The organism is Mammaliicoccus sp. B-M6 (assembly GCF_022386965.1).
GTDB lineage: Bacteria > Bacillota > Bacilli > Staphylococcales > Staphylococcaceae > Mammaliicoccus > Mammaliicoccus sciuri_A.
The window spans coordinates 75,619-93,492 of record NZ_JAJNHJ010000006.1; the positions used below are offsets into that span (position 1 = coordinate 75,619).

At 29.5% G+C, this 17,874-nt stretch carries 17 protein-coding genes; 6 read left to right on the plus strand and 11 right to left on the minus strand.

Annotated features, from left to right (window positions below; translation table 11 throughout):
- Positions 1-2: 2 nt before the first annotated feature.
- Positions 3-1,487 (minus strand): CDP-glycerol glycerophosphotransferase family protein, encoded by a 1,485-nt coding sequence (locus LQ693_RS03735; RefSeq protein ID WP_239703064.1) that lies wholly within the window; start codon positions 1,485-1,487, stop codon positions 3-5.
- Between the two features lie 234 nt (positions 1,488-1,721).
- On the opposite strand from LQ693_RS03735, the gene tagD reads away from it, so the two are divergent.
- Together tagD and LQ693_RS03745 are read left to right on the plus strand one after the other, a co-directional pair.
- Positions 1,722-2,114 (plus strand): glycerol-3-phosphate cytidylyltransferase, encoded by a 393-nt coding sequence (tagD, locus tag LQ693_RS03740; RefSeq protein ID WP_037588940.1) that lies wholly within the window; start codon positions 1,722-1,724, stop codon positions 2,112-2,114.
- Between the two features lie 87 nt (positions 2,115-2,201).
- Positions 2,202-3,032 carry a serine hydrolase gene (locus LQ693_RS03745; RefSeq protein ID WP_239703063.1) on the plus strand — a complete coding sequence of 277 codons (831 nt, stop codon included), beginning with the start codon at positions 2,202-2,204 and terminating at the stop codon, positions 3,030-3,032.
- A gap of 210 nt (positions 3,033-3,242) precedes the next feature.
- Here the strand turns inward: LQ693_RS03745 and LQ693_RS03750 are convergent, their stop codons facing one another.
- From LQ693_RS03750 to LQ693_RS03765, 4 genes are all read right to left on the minus strand, one after another.
- Positions 3,243-5,228 carry an acyltransferase family protein gene (locus LQ693_RS03750; RefSeq protein ID WP_239703062.1) on the minus strand — a complete coding sequence of 662 codons (1,986 nt, stop codon included), beginning with the start codon at positions 5,226-5,228 and terminating at the stop codon, positions 3,243-3,245.
- Positions 5,229-5,417: 189 nt separating this feature from the next.
- Positions 5,418-6,470, minus strand: a complete 1,053-nt coding sequence (locus LQ693_RS03755) for a glycosyltransferase family 2 protein (protein WP_239703061.1) — start codon at positions 6,468-6,470, stop codon at positions 5,418-5,420.
- A 4-nt stretch (positions 6,471-6,474) separates the two neighbouring features.
- On the minus strand, positions 6,475-7,530 hold the full coding sequence (locus LQ693_RS03760; RefSeq protein ID WP_107634411.1) for a CDP-glycerol glycerophosphotransferase family protein: 1,056 nt from the start codon (positions 7,528-7,530) through the stop codon (positions 6,475-6,477).
- A 118-nt stretch (positions 7,531-7,648) separates the two neighbouring features.
- Entirely contained in the window at positions 7,649-8,452 is an 804-nt protein-coding gene (locus LQ693_RS03765) for an ABC transporter permease (protein WP_025905452.1), read from the minus strand.
- A 207-nt stretch (positions 8,453-8,659) separates the two neighbouring features.
- On the opposite strand from LQ693_RS03765, the gene tagH reads away from it, so the two are divergent.
- Positions 8,660-9,454 (plus strand): teichoic acids export ABC transporter ATP-binding subunit TagH, encoded by a 795-nt coding sequence (gene tagH / locus LQ693_RS03770; RefSeq protein WP_025905453.1) that lies wholly within the window; start codon positions 8,660-8,662, stop codon positions 9,452-9,454.
- Positions 9,455-9,621: 167 nt separating this feature from the next.
- Here the strand turns inward: tagH and LQ693_RS03775 are convergent, their stop codons facing one another.
- From LQ693_RS03775 to LQ693_RS03800, 6 genes are all read right to left on the minus strand, one after another.
- On the minus strand, positions 9,622-10,689 hold the full coding sequence (locus LQ693_RS03775; RefSeq protein ID WP_107596777.1) for an acyltransferase family protein: 1,068 nt from the start codon (positions 10,687-10,689) through the stop codon (positions 9,622-9,624).
- A 120-nt stretch (positions 10,690-10,809) separates the two neighbouring features.
- A complete protein-coding gene (locus LQ693_RS03780) occupies positions 10,810-11,061 on the minus strand; it encodes a hypothetical protein (protein ID WP_107573107.1) in 252 nt (83 codons plus the stop codon).
- Between the two features lie 8 nt (positions 11,062-11,069).
- Positions 11,070-11,432: a hypothetical protein gene (locus LQ693_RS03785; RefSeq protein ID WP_107573106.1), complete on the minus strand. Its 363-nt coding sequence runs from the start codon at positions 11,430-11,432 to the stop codon at positions 11,070-11,072.
- Positions 11,395-12,537 (minus strand): thiolase family protein, encoded by a 1,143-nt coding sequence (locus LQ693_RS03790; protein WP_239703060.1) that lies wholly within the window; start codon positions 12,535-12,537, stop codon positions 11,395-11,397. Before LQ693_RS03790 ends, LQ693_RS03785 begins: the two co-directional genes overlap by 38 nt.
- Positions 12,519-13,892, minus strand: a complete 1,374-nt coding sequence (locus LQ693_RS03795; protein WP_107573104.1) for an AMP-binding protein — start codon at positions 13,890-13,892, stop codon at positions 12,519-12,521. The genes LQ693_RS03790 and LQ693_RS03795 overlap by 19 nt, the downstream gene beginning before the upstream one ends.
- A gap of 120 nt (positions 13,893-14,012) precedes the next feature.
- The gene (locus LQ693_RS03800; protein ID WP_025905458.1) at positions 14,013-14,861 is read right to left on the minus strand and encodes a WecB/TagA/CpsF family glycosyltransferase; all 849 of its coding nucleotides are present in this window, start codon (positions 14,859-14,861) and stop codon (positions 14,013-14,015) included.
- 197 nt (positions 14,862-15,058) lie between these two features.
- Here LQ693_RS03800 and LQ693_RS03805 point away from each other — a divergent pair, with 197 nt between their 5' ends.
- The 3 genes from LQ693_RS03805 to LQ693_RS03815 all read left to right on the plus strand — a co-directional run bounded on the left by LQ693_RS03805 (position 15,059) and on the right by LQ693_RS03815 (position 17,853).
- Positions 15,059-16,345, plus strand: coding sequence for an LCP family glycopolymer transferase (locus LQ693_RS03805; protein WP_107565987.1), 1,287 nt, complete (start codon positions 15,059-15,061; stop codon positions 16,343-16,345).
- An 18-nt stretch (positions 16,346-16,363) separates the two neighbouring features.
- Entirely contained in the window at positions 16,364-16,843 is a 480-nt protein-coding gene (locus LQ693_RS03810; protein ID WP_025905460.1) for a DUF2538 family protein, read from the plus strand.
- 587 nt (positions 16,844-17,430) lie between these two features.
- On the plus strand, positions 17,431-17,853 hold the full coding sequence (locus tag LQ693_RS03815) for a GNAT family N-acetyltransferase (RefSeq protein WP_103361173.1): 423 nt from the start codon (positions 17,431-17,433) through the stop codon (positions 17,851-17,853).
- Positions 17,854-17,874: the final 21 nt, after the last annotated feature.

Genomic DNA, 17,874 nt, shown 5'->3' on the forward strand with positions numbered 1-17,874 from the left:
ATTTATTGAAACTCCTTTTCTTTATCTAGAGTGCCGATAATCTTTTCACTTACTCTTTCAGTTGCTCCTCCATCATCAAGTTGATTATATTTATTATTGAATTTTCTATAATTATCAGAATGTGGAATATCTACATATTGCATTGATTTAATATATTCAATTAATGCTTCACTTGTTTCAAAGACGGGTCCTGGTATATCTGATTCATACGGTAAATAAAATCCTCTAATATCGTTAGCATATTCATCTTTATCATATGCAAAAAATAAGATTGGTCTACTTAGATTCGCATAATCGAAATAAACAGACGAATAATCTGTGATTAATACATCACTCATTAAGAATAATTCGTTGATATCATTAGCATTAGATAAGTCATATACATTTGTATAATTTTCTAAATTCAAATGTTCTGATACTAAATAATGTGCTCTTATGAGCAATACATATTCATCGGATAGTTCTTTACTAAACGAATCTAAATCAATCTTCAATTTAAAATTGTAATTACCTATATCTGTACGATCATTATCTCTCCATGTCGGTGCATACAATATGACTTTTTTATGAGAAGGAATTTCATATTTTTGTTTGAGTTGATGAATATAATCTTCATTATTTAACTGAACTAAATCATCATTTCTTGGATATCCTAAAGTTAAAATCTGTTCTTCTTTCAGATTAAAAGCAGATTTAAATCGTTTAGTAGCAGTTTCACTCGGAGATATTAGGAAATCCCACCTACTTGTTTCTTTATTAAAGCCATAAAGATACTCTTCAAGCGTAATTTCGGGAATAGAAATAACCGTTTGATCATTAGCTAATTTCTTTAAGGGCGTACCGTGCCATGTTTGAATAAAAAGTTGATTTTCTTTTTTCTCAAGTTGGGGTGATAATCTCGTATTAGCAATCCATAATTTGGCTTTTTGATATACTTTGAAATATTGTTTAGTATTTTTTTTAACTGTTTCTATATTTAATAATCTAAGATTTTCATCTAAATCATGATTATCCGTTACTACAATATGTTTATAATTAGGTAGTGCGTCTTTTAAGTAAAAATAAAGCATCTTTGGAGAGTCCGTAAATGCCCTACCATTAAATGATTCATAAACAATAGTTTTGTCTACATTACTTGGATTAAAATCTAAGACATAGTTTTTAGAGCGTAAAATGGATAAAGATTTACGAAACTGTGATAGCATATAACTATATTTAAAATCTCCTCGTTTCATAGCTTTACCTTCTAAATATTTAAAAACACTTTTTTTAGGAGTGCTGTAGTTAATCTTTCTTAACAAAATTGACAAACCATTTCTATTTTTTAGTATAAAGTCAAATTTATAAGGAAATAGAGGATTGAAAACTTTGTTTAAATAATAAAGTAATTTCTCTTTATCTGTAGAATTGACATCTTCTTTATTATTAAAATATTCTATCGTACTTTTAAATGAATTTTCAGTCATTAAAAATAGTTTTTCTTCCATAGATACTCCTCTAATTCATAATTTACATTAAATTAACATATTCTATTATAATACACTACATATTTATAAATTTAAACTGATGACTATTTAGCGAAATGTAAAATAGCTTTATTAAGTTAAATTTATACTCCTCCAATTAAAATACCTTCAAAATAAATTTACAAACTTCGCAAACTATTTACAATAATACATATATATATTAATATTAAAGATATCAAATAATGGGGTGAAATAATGCGTAGAGTAATTACTTATGGAACATATGATTTACTACATTACGGCCATATTGAGCTTTTAAGAAGAGCTAAACAGCATGGAGATTATCTAATTGTTGCTTTATCAACAGACGAATTCAATAAGTTGAAAAATAAAAAATCATATTACAATTATGAACAAAGAAAAATGATGCTAGAGTCTATTAGATATGTTGACTTAGTTATTCCAGAGAATAATTGGGAACAAAAAACAGAAGATGTAGAAAAATTTAATGTTGATACATTCTTAATGGGACATGATTGGGAAGGCGAATTCGACTTCTTAAAAGACCATTGTGAAGTGATTTATCTTAAGAGAACAGAAGGTATTTCAACAACTCAAATCAAAAAAGAATTATACGGTAATGACTAGAACACATCAATGTGTTCTTTTTTACAATATCAAATGTAAAAAAATAGCATTCATGGTAATATAATGTAAAAACATCAGGAGAAGAACATGAAGAAATTAAATAAACTTATATTATGCATCATCGCTATATGCCTAATCATCTTTTTAAAAGATGTCTACCAAGCTCGCCAATATAAAAAAGAGCAATCACAAACCCATATTTATAAAAAACATAAAGAAAATAAGCAAACATCTAAAATCAATTTTTCAGAGGAAAGAAAAATTGATAAGTATTTAAAATCAAAATCTTTTAATGGTAATATAACCATTTATAAACATAATCAACCAGTAATGAGTAAAGCATATGGTTTCAGGGATATTGAGAACAATATAAATAATGATCGCAAATCAATGTACCTACTTGAGTCAGCTAACAAATTTATAACAGGTTTAATGTTGCATAGAAGTGGCTTAGCTAAAGCAAAATTCCCAACTAGTGCGATGGGCTTAAATGGTGCTATAGAAAGTAATAAGTTAAATGGTGTTGTACCCCAAAATTATCATAATTATTTTTATAATGATGCAAACTACATCACAATTGCTAAAGTCATAGAAAATGCTACAAAAAAATCATACGCACAAAACTTAAATGAACTTATCATTAATAAAGCTCATTTAAAATATACTGCTCGCTATGACGCAATTACTCAACAAGAGTTTATGGTAAAAGGATATAAATTTAAAAATAATCAATCCATATATTTCTACCCATCCACTTTGGATAAATACGATGGCGCTGGCAATATCTATATTTCAACAGATGATATGGCTAAACTAGTAAGTCAATTTAAATCAAATAAATTACTTTCTAAATCATCAACTGATAATTTACTATCAAAAGCCTCTACAAATTTATATCCTAGCCCTTATAGATATTGATTTTATAGTTACCCTAATCACCAAAGATACAGAGGCATATTTTATCAAAATGATTTTGTAACATATTCTAACAACGAATTTATTGTTTCTATTGCTAGCAATAAATTGAATGACCATTATCATGGTGACACTGAAAAAATTTTAAAGCACGTCTTTAAAGATATACTCAAACAAAAATTATAAAAATAGAGAGTGGACTTTGTCCGCTCTCTATTTTTTTACGATAGATTTAATTTCTTTAGCTAAAATAGGTCCGAAAGATTCTGAATAAGTGTTTGTCATATGGTCCATATCACGATACACAACAATATTACCTATAATCGGTCTATACTTGCCATTCACTTTAAAGTATTCTGATGGATCGAATTTTGGTAAATCTTTGCTTGTTTCTGATAGTTTTTTCCAATATGAAGTATCTTGTTGGTTATTTCCTTTATTCATAAGTTTAATTGTCTCTTTTTCACCAGATTTTTCTAGTTCTTCTGAAACATTAAAATCATATCTCGGAATATCTCTTATTGCCATTACTTCTATATTATAATCATTCTTAACTTTTAATAATTCATCTACCATTTGTTGTTGAATCTTATCGCTATTTGAGTCAGCTGCTGTAACATGTGATAACACTAGATCAATATCATCAGATTTCTTTAAATAGTTTTCGACATTTTTAACCCATTGCCCTTTTAATGAATTATCATCATAACCTGTAGAGAATCTTGTTCCAGATCTTGTGATATTAATCACTCTATAATCATGCTCTTTTGCCGCTTCAATAACTGCTCCTAACCAATGTTCAGAATGTGAACTACCTACTAAAGCAATTGTTGCTTTGTAGTCTTTTTTCTTACCATAAGTACCAATCTTTAAATCTGATTTTTTTAATCCTTGATTTGAATCATCTAAGTGTGATTGTGGTAAATCATCAAATACATTGGCAAATTCAGGCTTTGGATCATTTTCTTTAATTTTTTGTTTTGATGTTGCGGCTAGTGCTCCTGGATAATCTTTCGATGCTAGTGTTTTATCGTCAGATATTTTCACATATGCATTATGAGAGACTAAACCAGCGATTAAAATGATATTAGCTAATGCAATAATACCTATTCTCTTGAATGCGACTTTATTTAAATTTGCACTTCTTATAGGTGTTTCAATATATTTAGTCGTAATAAATGACAGAGCAATTGATAATACAATGATAAGTATCCCTGAAATAATACCAGGTGTTTCTGAAATATTGTATTTGTAGAATGATAGCAATACCCAGTGCCATAAGTATATTCCGAATGATACGCCACCTAGTTTAATCATAATCGGCATAGATAAGAAGTTCTTAACACCGTATTTAGTATCTTTATTACCTGATAAAATAATCAGTAATGCACAAGTCATAGGCCATAAAGCAATATAACCTGGAAACATTGTTGATACATCAAATAAAGCCCCCGTTAAAATTAAACCAATAAGACCAATCCATCCAATAATTTCTGCTGTTAAATTATTGATTTTAATTTTGCTTAAGTTAATACAAAGTAAACCACCTAACGCAAATTCCCATACTCTCGTAAATGTAATAAAGTATGCTAAAGGTTGATTAACTGCTGTTAAATATACTGAGTATGCAAAGGATACAATAAATATAAAACCGAGTAAGTAATTTACTATTCTCTTTCCATTTACTAATTTATATTTTTTTATTATGAATAATATAAATGTAAATAATAAGAACCAAATGATATAGAATTGTCCTTGAATGGACATTGCCCAATAATGTTCAAGTGGACTTTTCATTTGGTGTGCATCTAAATAATCTGTATTACTAATTGCCAACTGCCAATTTTGATAATAGAACATTGATGAAATGACTTCTTTCATTGTTTTATCAAAAATGGTTGATGGTAAGAAAAATATACTTAATATGAGAATCACTAATATAATAATAAATGCAAGCGGAAATAAACGCTTCATTAATTTAGATATGTATGGCCAAAACTTAAATTCCCCTGTTTTATTGATTGTAGATATGATTGATGTTGTAATCAGGAATCCTGATACAACAAAGAAAACATCTACCCCACCAGATACTTTACCAAACCAAATATGGTAAATAGCGACTAATAAAGCTGCAACAATCCTTAGGCCTTCAATTTCTGGCCTAAACTTTCTTTCAATATCAATTATATTTTTATCCATATTTTAACTCCATTTTAATTTAATTTGATATGCAATTGTAAATTATATCAAATAATTAACTATTGTAAAGTTTATGTATATTTAATTAATAAATGTAAATATTGATTCAACACTGGAAATTAATATATGAAAATAAATAAAAAATACTAACAACCATTTAAGGCTGTTAGTATTTTTATTTTTTATAATTTAATGAGATATTTTCTTTCTTTTATTTCTTATATTTCTTAAATTCATTTTTGTCTTAAGTTTAAATAGTTTGAGTTTATAAGTACGATAAGTTTTTTTATCAATTTGCATATCTAAATTACTTGCCACTTCTTTAAATCTTTCAAAATTGTAAGTCGCAGCAATTGTCAATACGAGTTCTTTTAAATCTTTCACACTATTCGTTTGAAGTGGTTGTACGACTTTTAAATAGTTAATTGCTGGATCTATAACATGATTTAAGTTTTCTACTTTCATAAAATTATTTCGAATTAAAAAGTAAATAATAAGATAATCCATTCTATAACTATAATAGTTACTCACTTTTTCTTTTAAATCACTTAAAATGTCCAAAGTTCTTTTTCTAACTTCAATGGCATCATTTAAATATTTTTCAATATTTTTGTAACTTGTCGCTACTATTGAGTCTTCAATACCTATATTATACAAGTACGCTGAATCATCTAATATTGTAATACGACTCTTTGACCAAGCTTTTAAATTAAAGGTATGCTCTTCACAAAAAGTAATATCTTCATCGAATCTAATATCTTCTAATACGTCATGTTTGTACAATTTACCGTATGGACCTATAGACTGCGTAACTTCTGGTGTTAAGTTTAATGTCGTACGATCTACAGCTTTTAAATCATTGTATGTTTGAATCGGTCTAATCTGATCACCAATTAAATGAGAAACCTTACCGACCACGATATCTGTATCATTTCTTTTTATCGCATCAACCATTTTGTCGATAATGCCTTCACCTAATTTATCATCTGCATCACAAAACATAATATATTTACCTTTTGCGATACTAATGCCTTCATTCCTCGTTGCCGCAGCACCTTTATTTTCTCGATTCACAAGTACAATATTAGGATTATTAATTTTGCTAATTACATCTGCACTATTATCTTTAGATCCATCATTAATACAAATGATTTCATGCTCATAATGACTTTTAATTGATTTAATGGTTTGCTCTATTGTTTTTTCTGCATTATAAATAGGGATAATGACACTTACTTCCATATCGTTAAGCTCCTTTGTTTATAAAATCAACTAACTTTTGAGTTGCATCGTAGTTTGTATACTGATGCCACATTGGTTTAATTTTATGATTAATTTTATTCAGATTCACAAGTTTATAAAGTGTTTCTAAATCATAAGCTTTGTTCTCTTTCGTCATTTCATAATAGTATTGATTGAGTCCTCTCATTTCATCATACTTTGCTTCATCATAACTATAGAAAATAATCGTCTTATTTAAAAGTGCTGCTTCAATACTGAGTGAACTGTAATCTGTAATAATGATTTCTGCCATTTCAACTAAATCTTGTATATCTCTCGGATCTGAATCATGTGAAGTAATGCTTGGATGTAATTTAGTCACAAGTTCGTATTCAGGGCACATTTTTTCAAATTTCTGTTTATCTATCGTATGAATTTCATTTGTATAATCTCTATAAGTAGGGACATATAAAGCTATTTTTTTGGTTTTATTAGGATATTCATGTTTATTTTTATATTGGTCTAACCTAGGTAATCCAAATGGTAATATTTGATTCGGTTTGGCATCTAAACTTTTAATAAAGACGTCTTTCATAATATCTGAACTTACTAAATAATAATCTGTAAAATGATAAACTGATAAATAATTTTTTATGAGTTGTTTATGCTCAAGATTAACACTTTTATCTTCTAAGCCAAATTTTTTTAAGGCTCCGGCAGCATGCCATGTTTGAATAACTTTTTGTTCTGGCGTTTTGCTGATACTGCCTAATAATAAATAATATGTATCGATAATTATTATTTTACTACTTTTAATTGCTTTTAACTGTTGTAAGACATATTTATTACTTAAATTGATCACTTTATCTACATCTATATCATTCAAAAAATCAATCCACTTTGGATGCGCAATAACTGTAATATGATATTGTTCTTTCTTTAATGCTTCGATTATAGGTAACACATCTTCTTTAAATGTCATAAATACCACGACATTTTTACTTTTCACATTACTTTTAAATAATTTATTAAATACAAAAATAACAGAAAGATAGACTTGTTTAATTATGCTTCTTACCACATTGACACTTCCTTACGTAAATTTACTAAAGTTAAAAAAATTGACTATGAGAAGCTCTATATTGAGATAAAGGCTGAGACAATCATTGATGTCTCAGCCTTTTCATTTATTAATCATTTTAAATAAAGTCAGCAAATCTTTGTCTAAATCTAACATGCAATATTGCACCTACTACAAAGAATAACACTGTCACGCATATATTATAAAGTAATAATTGCCAATGTTCTATGAAGTACCAATTATCATATAATATTGCTGCTCGATACCCTTCTGCAAAGAAGAATACTGGATTTAATTTCATAATCATTTCAATCACTGAACCTTTTTCTGGTACCCAAAGAATTGGCGACACGTAAAATAGCATTCTCAAAATAGCTTGCATCGCCATTTGTGTATCTCGAATAATAACACCTAAAGTGGACGTTAATAAAGAAACTGAAAATGCAAATATGTACACTAAAGGTAAATATATAAATAATTGTAATATATAAATCGAAGGTATAATACCAGTTGGAATACATAATAAAATTATAATTAAAACTAAAATAATATGACCATAAAATCTACTCGTCAGAATATAAGCAGGTATTGCTGACAAAGGAAAATTCATCTTTGCAACTTGATTAAACCTAGTACCTATTGATTTAGTCCCTTCAAGTATACCTTGGTTCACAAAGAACCACATACTAATACCGACTAATAAATATAAGATAAACGGTACACCATCTACTGGACCATTTTGCCGAATACCAAAGCCAAATGCAAACCAATATACAAATATTTGTAGTATAGGATTAATCAGTTCCCAAGCTAATCCTAAATAATTATCATGATTCGAAATTTTTAATTGGAATTGTGCTAATCTTTGAATCAAATAAAAGTTTTTGACGTGCTCTTTTATTACTGTAAAAACAGCATGCATGAATATCACTCTCTCGCTAAGACATTTATAACTTAATCTTTAATATAGCATCAAATGAGCATAGATGATATATTAAACTTTAGGTTAATCTCATAATTATAGAACATATATAATTTACATGATTCTAACAGAATTTACAATAAATTTACTAAACTCATAAAATAATGCATAATAGAAATGTTAATAATTATAAGGAATGAAGTACATATGAAAGAATCAGTTATCATTAATAATCTAACAAAAGAATATAAAATTTTCCGTAATAATAAAGATAGATTAAAAGATGTGTTTTTACCGAAACATCAATCACAAAGATTTTACGCGCTTAAGGATATATCATTTACTGCGTATGAAGGCGATATTATCGGTTTAGTTGGTATTAACGGGTCAGGTAAATCGACATTAAGTAATATTATTGGTGGTTCACTACAACCAACAGACGGTGTAATAGAACGCCACGGTGATGTTAACGTTATCGCAATTAACTCAGGTTTAAACACTCAATTAAACGGAATAGATAATATCGAATACAAGATGTTATTACTTGGTTTCTCTAAAAAACAAATTAAAGAACTTACACCTCAAATTATCGAATTCTCTGAATTAGGTGAATTTATATATCAACCTGTTAAGAAATATTCAAGCGGTATGAAATCTAAATTAGGTTTCGCAATCAATGTTACCGTCGATCCAGATATTCTTGTAATTGATGAAGCATTATCTGTTGGTGACCAAACATTCACTAAGAAAAGTTTAGATAAAATGAATCAATTTAAAGAAGCTGGCAAGACTATTTTCTTTGTCAGTCACAATATAAATCAAGTTAAAGATTTTTGTACAAAAATAGCTTGGATTGAAGGCGGCATACTAAAAGAATTTGGTTCTACTGAAGATGTACTTCCAAAATACCAAGCATTCTTAAAAGATTTCAACAAAAAGTCAGCAAACGATAAAAAAGCTTTTAAAGACGAATTAGATGCTACACGTTTTTATTTTAAATAACAAAACAGGCTGGGACATAAAGTAATGTCTCAGCCTGTTTTAGTATATTGGCAGTAGATGACTGAATTGAAAATGCGCTTGTATCAAGCTTTTTTCAACTCTAGTCATCCTTGCCGGGGCGGGACTACGAAATCTTTTTATACAAATTAGATTTCTGTCCCGCTCCCTTAATTTGCTCTATAATTTCCTCTAATCATTGTGTTAATAGAATTTCTACCAATTATAAATCTAGAAAGTGGTATAAATGATAGAACAACTGCTAAACCGACACTTAATGATAATGCAAAGATATACGTTGCAATATTATACATAAAGAATTGATCTATAAAATGAAATGTATATTTTGCCATGTAATAGACCATAATTTTATGTGTTAAGTAAATAAAGAACGATATTTCGCCAATAAAATATAAAAAGCTTATATTAAAGTTAGCCAGCTTTTTAGAAATAACCAAGATAAATATAAACGCTAATGCTGAATATATTAAAATGTCATAACGGTTAGATTGAACAACTGTTACATCATTTTGATAAATTGAATAAATAACTAAAAGTGTTACCCCAGCTAAACTTCCAACTAACCACATAAACTTTTTCTCCATAAACGATAGAACTTCATTGTAGTATCTACCTAAGTAAAAACCAAATACAAAATAGAATAACCAATAAAGAATATTCGTTCTATGGAATAACGGGTAAAATTCATTCCACCAATTCGTATACGTGTCATTATCGTACATTAGATATGAATGTGCGAGACTAATCGCAAAGCTGATGACCAGCATAACAACTGGATTTGCTTTACTTAATGATTTATGGAAGATTAAATGTAGAATATAAAATTGGAATATGACAATGACAAACCAGCCATACCAATTACCAATTAATAAATTTTCTTTAAACAACTGCCAGAATGTTTCTTCATTTCCATCAACTTTATACTTTGTATACACATAAAATGTTCCAATTGAAAAATAAGGAATCATAATATATTTAAAGCGTTTGACTAGAAAGTTTTTCGGTAATTTATCTTTATAAACCATTGAAATTAGTGATTCTGACAAAATAATAAAGCACGGCGTTGCAAACAAAATTAATATTTGAAATGTTAATACAACCATGCGATTATGATCTTGTAATTCTACGTCTCTCAAATAATTTGATAATATATGCACGGCTACTATAATTAAGCAAAATATTGCCCTTGCATATGTAATTTCATGTTTTCTATTCATAAGTACTCCAACTCATAATTTTTTGTCACTTATGAAGATTACATGATTTTAAATAACTTGTAAAATGATTTTATATAATAGTTATAACAAAACTTTTGTTAGATAAATATTAAATCTACTTTATTGCTTTTCAATTATAATCTTTATCTTCCCATGTTGATTGATACATTTAATTTTATTATTTTTCAAAGATTTTTCTAATGGTTCATCTATATAAATTGGATTTTTGTATCTCACTGTATAATGTTGCCACTCAACATCTTCTAACAACCATTCACATACAAGTTGGCCAGGTACAATTTCTTGATGGATTGGATTTGAATCATGAATAATAGTTAAATATTTGTTAACAAGACTAATATCAAATTTCATACTATACCTCACTTTCCAACGAATGTTTGATTGAGTCGAGTGTATATGTCATTTCCACTTGTAATCGTCAAACTAAATTCGTAAATCGTAAACGACTTTACTTTTTTTATTTTCTCATTTTTTAATTTTGCTTTATAAATTGTATCAACATCTATTGCTTTAAGCTCATCAACTGATGTTTCTTTTAAGTAAATCTCTTTTTCTAAAAAACGCTCAAACATTGAAAATTCCGGCCATATACTTGCTAAATATAATACGGGTACTGAAGGTACATCCTTTTCTATAGGAAGTGTTTTTTTATATGCATCAACATCTTCTTTGTTGAAAATGACGTCAATTATTTCGATTCCATCTTCTAAATAATGTTGCATGTCCCATGCCGCCTCCTATTCCCATTGTTGCTATCGATGTCTCAATTTCTTTCATATGATATAAACGTGTAACGAGGCTAGCACCACTCGCTCCATATGGATGTCCAATAGCTAAGGCTCCACCATACAAATTAAATTTATTGTCTGGAATATTTAACATATCTTTTGAAGCAAGTACTTGAGAACTAAATGCTTCATTAAATTCAACACCGTCAATATCGTTCATTGTTAAATGTGTCTGCTTTAATAAACTTTCAACTGCAGGTACTGGTCCTATACCTAGCAATCTTGGATCAACACCTTTTACAGAACTATCGATAAATTCCAGTCCTTCGCGATAACCTAAAGCAGTCGCCTTTTCTTTACTCATAATTAAAAGTAATACCCCACCGTCATTTTTCATGCAACTATTACCTACTGTTACAGTTCCATCTTTAATAAGTGGTTTTAAACGTGATAACGTCCTTAAAGTTAATTTAGGTTTAACACCTTCATCATGTTGGATCCATTCATTACCTACTTTAATTGGATAAATTTCGTTAGATAAATAACCTTTTTCCATAGCTTCGATTGTCTTTTGATGACTATTGTATGCATATTCGTCCTGTATTTCTCTAGATATTTGATATACTTGTGCAACATTTTCAGCCGCTTCAATCATTGATGGGTCTTCTCCATCAGGCGCAAATGAAGCACGCTCAAAAAATTCTGGTGAGTCATAAACTGATTGTGGTCTTTTGATTTTCCAAGGTGCTCGACTTGTACTTTCAACACCACCAGCAATATAAACATCACCAGCACCTGCTTGAATCATTCTACAAGCATACGTTACCGCTTCTAATCCTGCACCACATTGTCTATCTATTGTGATACCAGGTATATCAACCGGCAAACCTGCTTCTAGCAAAGACTTTCTAGCGATATTGCCTCCATTACCTACTACGTTTCCTAAAACAACCTCACTTAAATGTTCAAGTGCTTCAGCATGATCAGCTAACAAATATTCATATAAAGGTTTCAAGAGTAATTCGGGTTCTAATTGTTTAAAAATACCGCCATATTTACCAAATGGCGTTCTTTTTGCAGCTACAATAACTGGTTCCATGCTTTTCCTCCTAACTCATAAATAGATTTCATCTTATATCTCGCTATCTTTCCACTAGATGTATATTTCATCTGTTTAACTCGTATCATTCGAGACGGTATTTCATAACGACTTAACCCACACGCTAATAAATACTCTTTCATACTTAAATATTGCAAATGATCTTTACCTTTATATAATAGAATAGCAATTTCTCCGAATTTATTATGTTTTTTACTTATAATAATTGCCTCATCAACAATATCTAGATTTAATAATTTTTGCTCAATAATCTCTGGATATACGTTTTTACCACCAATAATTAAACGGTCACTTTCTCGTCCATATAAGCGTAGTTCTTGGTCTGCAGAAATTGATGCCCAATCGCCTATTTTAATCCACTCGTCACGGACTTCTTCATTTAAATAACCACTAAATGTCATGTCACTTTTGACATATAACCTGCCTATATTATTTTCATCTTTGTCTTTAATTTGAACTTGTACAGAAGGAAATAGTTTACCTACAGATTCTGAATCTGCTTGTCCATTAGTATTGTAGCTAATAAAACTCGCTTCAGAGCTTCCAAAGAATTCAATTAAATCAATATCAGGATATTTGTATTTAAATTTTTCAAATATTTGTGTAGATAATTTTGCACCTGATGAAAAAATACTCGAAACATTCATTAAATGGACGTTATGATTCAATAAACTATATAGCATTGTAGGTACAATAAACATCGTTTGATTTTCACTAAATATATTGATTAATTTATTTAGAATTTGTGTATTAAATTTCTTTTGGCCAATAAATGTTCTACCTGTACTTAATGCATAAATCATAGCGTATAGTGTTAAAGAATGTGCATGTGGTCCAGGTGCTATCATAATGTCTGTATGACCATTGATTAAGTCTTCATTATATTTAAATGATTGAATCCAAGATTGATGATTCCTCATATATGCTTTAGGCATGCCTGTCGTCCCAGAAGTAAATCCAATATGTAAGATATCTTGAGGTAATACCGTATTATTTTCTATTTGTCGATATTTTACTTTATTGCTGTCATCTATTAATAATGGAATACGATATAACATTAATAATTCATGCTTCTTCTCTTCAGATATATAAGGATCTAGGACGCACGGTATAAGTTCACACTTTAAAGCTGCAATATACCATTTTATAAACTGAAGTGGATTTTTCATCGAAATACCAATCATGTTATGTTTTGGATATTCTTTTAATGTTGTGGCAATTTTTTCAGATTCTATCAATAAATCGTTATAAGATAAATGCATCTCATCAATATACATGGCAATTTTATCTGCTTTTGTATTTAATTGTTGATTTATAAGTTCCAGTACTTGCATGATCATACCACCTACTTTTATTGTTACCTTTATCATAACATTTAGTTAACAATTAAATAGATAAAATTCTTCATAAAAAAACACCTTAATGTTAAATTTCAACATTAAGATGTTTCTAAATTATCTATTCTTCATATAATCATATTTATTCTTTTTAGGTGTGCATGATTTTTGGAATTGAACTTCTTTTAAAAACAGTGGAATTTTAAGTGCTCTATTCACACGTTTCAAATCAGTTATAATTCTATATAACCATTCTAAATTAAGTTTAATAAACATTTTTGGTGCACGTTTAACATTTCCGCTTATGACATCAAATGAGCCACCTACACCCATCATTACTGTATGCTCAAAGTGATGACGGTTATAATAAATCCAATCTTCTTGTTTAGGAAAACCCATTGCCGCAAAAATAAAGTCTGGATTAAATTTCTTTATTTTCTTAGTTACTTTATAATCTAATACATGTTTATAGCCATGTTTATGATCAAACGTAATATTTGGATATTGTTCTTCTAAAATTTTACGTGTTGCTTTAACGCCTTCTTTAGAAGAACCTAATAAGAATACTCTCTTGCTACTTGCGTTCGCAATATTCAACATTTCTTCCATTAACTCTATTCCCGGAACACGTTCTTTCAATGGCGTATTTAAATATTTTGCTGCTTTAACAATACCAATACCGTCTGGTACAATGTAATCTGCATGTTTAATACGTCGTTGATAGTGATTATTGCTATAAGCATAATGTGCAATTTCAGGATTAGCTGTTACAATAAATAAATTGTCTTTCGTCTCCTGATTTACAAAATACTTAATACGTTCTACCATTTCATTCGCCGTCAGGTTTGCAAATGGCAAACCTAGAACATTAACGGTTGGAGGCTTAATCACATCATACGAATTCTCTCTATTTAACTCTATTTGTTCACTTATACTATTTAAATCTTTTTCTAGTACTTTTGCCATTTGTCTCACCTCTCATTCTTCACTATAATTTACACCATTTCCATAAATTTTACAACAAATTTACATTCTATATTTGATAAGTAGTACACATAATTCATTTAAATTGTTGAATTTTACTTGTATAATCATATATGATGTATAATATGCAAAAATAGATATTTCAAAACACAATACGAATAGAAGGGTAAATATATAATATGAAAAGATTTGCAAAAATAGGTTTACTTTTGATGTCAATAGTACTCATGATTCTACCCGTAGTATTTGGACTCATGCTTTATCTTGAAACTAAAGGTGCGATTAATGATTCATTTCTTGATTCTAAAAAAAGCAAATCATCTTTAAGAGATAAACCAGTAGATCCTAGTTTAGATCATGTGTCGGTATTATTTTTAGGTGTAGATGATAGTACATCAAGACGTGAAGGTGGTCAAAAGGCTAACCAATCTCGTACTGATGCTATGATTTATACAACATTTAATAGAGATAAAAAGCAAATACGTATGGTTAGTATTCCACGTGATACATTAAGTTATATACCAGCCGTAAAATATTATGATAAAATCACGCACGCTCATGCAATAGATGGTCCAGAAGGTTCAATGGAAAGTGTTGAAAGTACATTAAACGTTCCAGTAGATTACTATGCAAGAATTAATATGGAAGCTTTTGTTGAAGTTGTAGATGAGCTTGGTGGTATTGAGTATGATGTACCATTTGATTTAAACGAGCCAAACACAGAAGATAAAGGACGTATTAAAGTTAAAAAAGGTAAACGTAATTTATCTGGTGACGAAGCACTTGCAGTTGTTCGTTCAAGAAAACAAGATTCAGATTTAGAGCGTGGTAAACGTCAAATGGAAATGATTAAAGCCATTATCAAAAAAGCTCAAGAAACAAATTCTATTAATAAATTAGATGACTTAGTTAAAATCGTTGGTAAAAATGCGAAACACAATTTCTCATTTGAAGATATTCAAAACTTAGCAACGACTTATTCATCAAGTAAAGTAAAAATCAAAACAGAACAAATTACAGGAACTGATGCTAATTTCAATGGTGTTTACTTCTTCAATCCTGACTTAGATAATTTATTAGAACTTTCTAATAAACTTAGAAAAGACTTAAACTTACCTAAGACTAAGAAAACAGAATTAATGAATTATCTTATGATTCAAGCATATGGTGATTTAACACCTTATATTGAAGTATCTAAGAAAAGTCTAAAGAGTGGAAGCACATCAGGTGACAACGATTCAGCTGAAACAGTAGAACCAGCTATAGAGCCTGATACTGAAGAAACAACCGAGCAGCAAACTGAACAACCGTCTGAGCAACCATCCGAACAGCCTGTAGAACAACCTGTACAACAAACACCTACAGAAGAAGTACCATCACAAGAAACACCACAACAACCAACACCAGATCTAAGTGGTCAAGCACCAGATCTAAGCGCTCAACAACCTGGTCCAGAAGTTTACTAGGAAAGGAGGCAAATTATGATTCAACGTAAAACATATGAAAAATATGAACAAATCAATACAATGTTTGATGCTCTTGAAAATCAAATCATTCATTCTGGAGATTTGTCTCACTTCAGACAAAATTTATACTATGTTAATCACGAACATCATGAAAATTATGAAGCGTTATTACTATATTATAATCAAGCAAACAACGATCCAATTGTAGATGGCGCTTGTTACATCATTGCCATCCCAGAAATATTTAATGTTATCAATATCTTTGATAACCCCCTACCTTTTTCATGGGTATATACTGAAACAGGCTTAACAGAAGAAATGAAATCATTAAGTGTTCATTTACAATATTTAGTAGCAGCAGCACTAGAAACTAGCCAAATTCAAATATTCACACCGAGCGGATATACAATGGGTATGACAAATTGGAGCATTCACCAATTAAGATTATTCTGGCAATATACCGCAATCGTTAGAAGACAAGCAGTACAAACGATATAAAATAAAAGTTGAACCATATAAAGTGGTTCAGCTTTTTTGTGTGGACAGAAATAAGATGGGAATTATTGTGAAAATATAGTGTGAATGTTGCTTGTTTGGAGTGTCTTGCAATATACGGGGCTTCTATGTTGCTTGTTTTGTGTGTCTTGCAACATACGGGGCTTCTATGTTGCTAGTCAGCCTTGTCTTGCAATATTCAGATCCTCTATGTTGCTAGTCAGCCTTGTCTTGCAATATTCACGCCTCCAATGTTGCTAGTCATGCTCCACTTGCAATATTCACGCCTCCAATGTTGCTAGTCATGCTCCACTTGCAATATTCAGACTCGCAATGTTGCTAGTCACGTCCCTCTTGCAATATTAGAGATTCATATTTATCTTGTTTAGTCAGTCTTGATAAATACTGCGCCACTATTTATCTTGTTTAGTCAGTCTTGATATATACAGCGCTTCTATTTATCTTGTTTGGGCAATCTTGATATATACAAGTTCTTTTTACCAAATATTTATTGAGATTTTTTATTTACTACATCAATTAGAATAATCATAATGTATAATAAATTGAATCAAAACTATGGAGGTATCACGATGATTAAAATAGCGGAAAGCGAAAAAGATATACAAGATGGATTAAATATTAGAAAAACTGTCTTCGTTGAGGAACAAGGTGTTTCTATAGATGCAGAGATAGATGAATTTGAAAATGTTTCTAAGCATGTTGTTCTATATCACGATGATAAACCAGCTGCGGTTGGTCGTTTTAGAAATTATAAAGATGGATATGCGAAAGTAGAAAGAGTTGCTGTTTTAAAACCTTATAGAAAATTTGGTTACGGCAAAGATGTAATGAATTTTATTAATCAAAAAGCTAGTGAAGATGGATATAAAGGTACTGTACTTAATGGACAATCTCACGCTAAAGGATTCTATGAAAAATTAGGTTATAAAACTGAAGGCGAAGAATTTTTAGAAGAAAACATTCCTCACTATTTTATGAAATTAACTTTTTAATTAAATTATTAATATCTCAAA